We start from the raw sequence: 1,293 nt of genomic DNA, 5'->3' as shown, positions 1-1,293 counted from the left end.
TGAAGTTCCACCCCGGGACCGGACACCGGAGTTTTATGCCGCGAGGGCGATGGGTGGACGATAGCAGACACGTGCTTCGCGTGGTGTCTGGTGATTGATGGTGGAATGTAGTCTTTTGTTGTTGTAGTAGTTGATGTAGGCGAACACCTCGCTGCGGGCCTCGGCGCGGGTGGCGAAGACGCGGGTGCCGATCTCGGCTTTGAGGCTGGCGAAGAACGACTCCGCGACCGCGTTGTCGTAACACGACCCGGTCCGACCCATCGACGGCCGCATGTCCAGCCTGCTCAGCGTGGCCCGGAAGTCCTTCGAGGTGTACTGGCTACCGCGGTCGGAGTGGAAGATCGCGTGCGGGCGGACCAGACCCCGCCGGTGCGCCAGCTCGACGGCGTCGCTCACGAGCTCGGCGCGCATGTGGGTGGCCATGGCGTGCCCGACGATCTCCCGGTTGAACAGATCGATCGTGGTCGCCAGATACAGCCAGCCCTCGGCGGTCGGTAGGTAGGTGATGTCCCCGACCAGCCGCACACCAGGCGACGAGGCGGTGAAGTCGCGGCGGATCAGGTCCGGTGCCGGCGCGGCCTTGGCATCGGGCTTGGTCAGCGACCGCCGCCGGCGGCGGGTGATCCCGGCCAGGCCACGCTCCCGCATCACCCGCTCCACGCGTTTGCGGTTGACCCGCAGCCCGCGACGGCGCAGCTCGGTGGTGACCCGCGGCGCCCCGTAACCGCGGTGCTCGGCCTGGATCTGCCGGATCATCGCGGCCAGGTGCTCGTCGTCGTCCTGGCGTGCCTGCCGGGCAGGCTCGGCGGCGAGCCACTCGTAGTAGCCCTGCCTGCGCTTGACCGCCAGAACACGGCACAGCCGCGTCACGCCGTACACGGCGTGGTGTTCGGAGATGAACCGGTAGCGGCCGGTCAATGACCCATCTCCTTCGCAAAATAGGCGGCCGCCTTCCGGAGAATCTCTTTCTCCAGCTCCAGCTCGGCGACCTTGCGCCGTAGCCGGCGCAGTTCGTCGCGTTCGGCGCCGCTCAGCTCGCCGCCGTCGGTGCTGCCGCGGCCGGCGCGCTGCTGCTCGTCGGCGCGTTTCGCGGCGGCCACCCAGCCGCGCAGGGTCTCGTGATTGACACCGAGTTCCCGGCCGACGTCGCGTAGCGTGCGGCCCGAGGACCGCACGAGCTCGACCGCGTCCCGACGGAAATCCTCGTTGTACTTCGAAGGGCGGGGCACCGGAACATCCTTCCCCCAGACCACTGTCTGGTTTCAAGGTGTCCGGTTCGAGGGTGGAACTTCA

General features: G+C 68.1%; 2 protein-coding genes. Both read right to left on the bottom strand.

The window, feature by feature from the left end; genetic code table 11:
* Positions 1–33 precede the first annotated feature (33 nt).
* Entirely contained in the window at positions 34–918 is an 885-nt protein-coding gene (locus IH26_RS0152450; RefSeq protein ID WP_030443805.1) for an IS3 family transposase, read from the bottom strand.
* Complete coding sequence (locus IH26_RS0152445; protein WP_030443804.1) at positions 915–1,229, bottom strand: transposase; 315 nt, start codon at positions 1,227–1,229, stop codon at positions 915–917. The genes IH26_RS0152450 and IH26_RS0152445 overlap by 4 nt, the downstream gene beginning before the upstream one ends.
* Positions 1,230–1,293 lie beyond the last annotated feature (64 nt).

It is taken from the genome of Actinoplanes subtropicus (assembly GCF_000721705.1).
GTDB lineage: Bacteria > Actinomycetota > Actinomycetes > Mycobacteriales > Micromonosporaceae > Actinoplanes > Actinoplanes subtropicus.
This window is presented reverse-complemented; position numbering and strand designations above follow the sequence as displayed.